At 40.9% G+C, this 3,001-nt stretch carries 3 protein-coding genes; 2 read left to right on the top strand and 1 reads right to left on the bottom strand.

Annotation, left to right across the window (positions count from 1 at the left end):
* Positions 1-32 precede the first annotated feature (32 nt).
* Positions 33-863 carry an FAD binding domain-containing protein gene (locus V7137_RS18900; protein ID WP_335699548.1) on the top strand — a complete coding sequence of 277 codons (831 nt, stop codon included), beginning with the start codon at positions 33-35 and terminating at the stop codon, positions 861-863.
* A gap of 53 nt (positions 864-916) precedes the next feature.
* Positions 917-1,366: a (2Fe-2S)-binding protein gene (locus V7137_RS18905; protein ID WP_335699549.1), complete on the top strand. Its 450-nt coding sequence runs from the start codon at positions 917-919 to the stop codon at positions 1,364-1,366.
* A 45-nt stretch (positions 1,367-1,411) separates the two neighbouring features.
* Here V7137_RS18905 and V7137_RS18910 read toward each other — a convergent pair.
* The coding region (locus V7137_RS18910; RefSeq protein ID WP_335699511.1) for a peptidoglycan D,D-transpeptidase FtsI family protein at positions 1,412-3,001 on the bottom strand (1,590 nt) is incomplete at its 5' end.

Below are 3,001 nucleotides of genomic sequence, written 5' to 3' on the forward strand. Positions count from 1 at the left end.
TTGATTTGGAAAGCAAAGGAGGCGCAAAAATAATGCTTCCCTTTGATTTTGATTATTATAAGCCAGCCACCTTAAAAGAGGCAGTTGATTTATATCAGGATTTAGATCAGCATGGAAAGAAACCGATGTTCTTTTCGGGGGGCACGGAGTTAATTACGCTTGGAAGAATAGATTTAGAATATACCGAAGCCGTTATTGATATAAAAGATATTTCTGAAACCAAGGTCATGCAGGTTAATGGTGACCATTTGCTGCTTGGCAGTACGCTCACCCTCACAAAGATTGAAGAGGCAAATCCATTTCCATTATTAACAAAAACAGCCAGTGAAGTTGCCGACCATACAGCTCGAGGGAAAATTACGTTAGGTGGGAATATTTGTGCACGAATTTTTTATCGAGAAGCCGTTTTACCATTTTTATTAGCGGATAGCCAAGTTTTACTTGTGGGACCGGAAGGAAAAAAGATGGTGCCGATAAATGAAATCTTTCATGAACAGCTTCAATTGAAAAAAGGGGAATTCCTTGTTCAATTAGTAAGTGATACCCGGTTTATTCGAGCGCCGTTTGTTAGTATTAAGCGTCGTCAGCAGTGGAATATGGGGTATCCATTAATTACAATTGCAGCATTGAAATTGGACCACGAAGTGCGCGTCGCAATCAGTGGCTTGTGCCCATTTCCGTTTCGATCCAAGGAATTGGAAGCATCTTTAAATAACCGTGAAATCCCAATCGCTGCAAGGATTGATGCGGCCCTTGCCACCTTACCAAAGCCAATTTTAGATGATGTTGAAGGATCAGCCCAATACAGGCTATTTGTCTTGCGGAATCTTTTGTTAGATGTGTGGGCTGCTTTGAATTCTTGAGATTTATAGATTTATAGAAGGAAGGAGGGGCAAAGGTGAAATCTCACACGATTATGTTAAAGATCAATGGAGAAAAGCGGAGTATAGTGGTGCGGTCAGCAGATACACTTTTATATGCAATACGAGGTAAACTTGGTCTGACTGGTGCGAAGCCTGGCTGTTTAAACGGGGACTGTGGCGCTTGTACGGTCAATGTTGAGGGCTGGCCGATGAAATCATGTCTTATGCTTGCTGTTGAAGCAGATGGAAAAAAAGTAACGACCATTGAGGGGTTGGAGAATACTCCAATCCAGCAGGCTTTTGTCAAAAACTTTGCGTTCCAATGCGGCTACTGTACACCTGGGTTTATCATGAACTGTCACTCATTAATTGAACAGCATGCCGATGCCGATGATAACATGATCAAAGAATGGCTGGAATCAAATATTTGTCGCTGCACGGGTTATGCAGAAATTGAAAAGGCAGTGAAATCAGTGCTGAGGAAAAATGAACGTAGAGAATAACGAAATAAAAAGGATGCCATATTACGGCACCCACAGAAATGATGATTATTTCTTCATTTGAAAATAAGTATCCAGGACACGACGGCCAATTTTTAGGTTGGCACGGTTGTCTTTTTTCCCCTGATAAGCCCATGGTACAATAACCGCCATGGCCACTTCAGGATTTGAACTAGGGGCGTAGCTTACCAAGCTAAGGTTCATAACTGGTGGTGGTTCTATACCGAATCTGTACCGTTCTGGGCCATCATAAAAGGCTTCTGCTGTACCAGTTTTACCTGCAGGAGAGTACGGTGCAGTGCCAAAAAATTTATAGGCAGTGCCGCCACGTTCATGCATAACCTTTCTAAAACCTAACTGGACGCGATACATCCAATCAGGTTTCATATCAATTGTATTTAGGACGGTTGGGTAAATCTCCTTTACAACAGGTCCAAGTTCACTTGTTCCTTCTTTTGGTTCAAGCATTTGTTTGACCACATGCGGACGCATTCGGTAACCGCCATTTGCGATTGTCGAAACATATTGTGCCAACTGCATGGCAGAATAGGTATCGTATTGTCCAATAACAAGGTCAAGCAAATAGCCAGGTAGATGACTCTGACCTTTGAATCCGGATTGTTCATTCGGTAAATCAATGCCAGTCCTTGTCCCAAGCCCGAATGAGGCAAACGAGTTTCGAATAGTATTAAAAGCCTTTGCGCTTATATTTAATGGTTTATCATACTCATAATGCCCTTTTCCAATTCTGATCGCAGTATGAAACATATAAACGTTGGAAGATAATTTTAAGGCATTAATTTCATTTAATCTGCCTAAGTAGGCATAAGATTTTTTTAAAGGTGTGGCCTGGATTTTTAAGCCTTTATCATCAAAAATCGTCCCTGGAGCAATAGCACCTGTTTTATATCCTGTTAAAATAGTTGCTCCCTTGACCGTGGAACCTACGTTATATGTAGTCGTAAACGTACCGATGGCATCGTCTTCCATTTCTACTTTGCCAGTTTGTTTATCTCGAACTATTTTTTTACCGGACATAGCTAAAACTTCACCGGTTTTGGGGTTCATTAAGACCACATAAGCCCGGTCAGTTAGATATGTGCCCGGATAACGTTTGGCAGCCCAGAGCTCCTCTTCAATAATTCGATCAACCTTCCTTTGCAAATCCATATCAATACTTAAGACAAGGTCTTGCCCTTTTTTTCCATTAGATACGGGATGATTTTCGATTACATTACCTGTTTTATCAGTAACATTTTTTACTTTTGATTTATAACCATGCAGGACATTCTCATATTGCCATTCAAGCTGACTTTTGCCGACACGATCATTACGGCTGTAACCTCTTGCTAAAAAATACTCTAATTGATCAGCAGGCAGTCCTTCATCTGATTTGGTTACTTTTCCTAACACCGATTTTAAGGTTTGATCAAAAGCATAACTTCTCTCCCAGTCGGTAGTAGTGTCTACCCCAGGAAGGGATTGAAGATTCTCGCTCACTACAGCCAATTCTTTAGCGGTTACGTCTTCATTTTTGATAATTTGGGTCGTAAACTTGTACCCACTGTTAAAATCTTTAAATAGGGCAAGAACCTCAAGTTTCTCTTTCGAAAATTCTTTTAATTCGCTAGTTGTGAT

Source organism: Neobacillus drentensis (genome assembly GCF_036962765.1).
GTDB classification, from domain to species: Bacteria; Bacillota; Bacilli; order Bacillales; family Cytobacillaceae; genus Neobacillus; species Neobacillus drentensis_C.

What these genes read in the sequence shown, in the direction of transcription:
- V7137_RS18905 (WP_335699549.1), top strand. Translation starts at nt 917, where the DNA reads ATGTTAAAGATCAATGGAGAAAAGCGGAGTATAGTGGTGCGGTCAGCA.
- V7137_RS18900 (WP_335699548.1), top strand. Translation starts at nt 33, where the DNA reads ATGCTTCCCTTTGATTTTGATTATTATAAGCCAGCCACCTTAAAAGAG.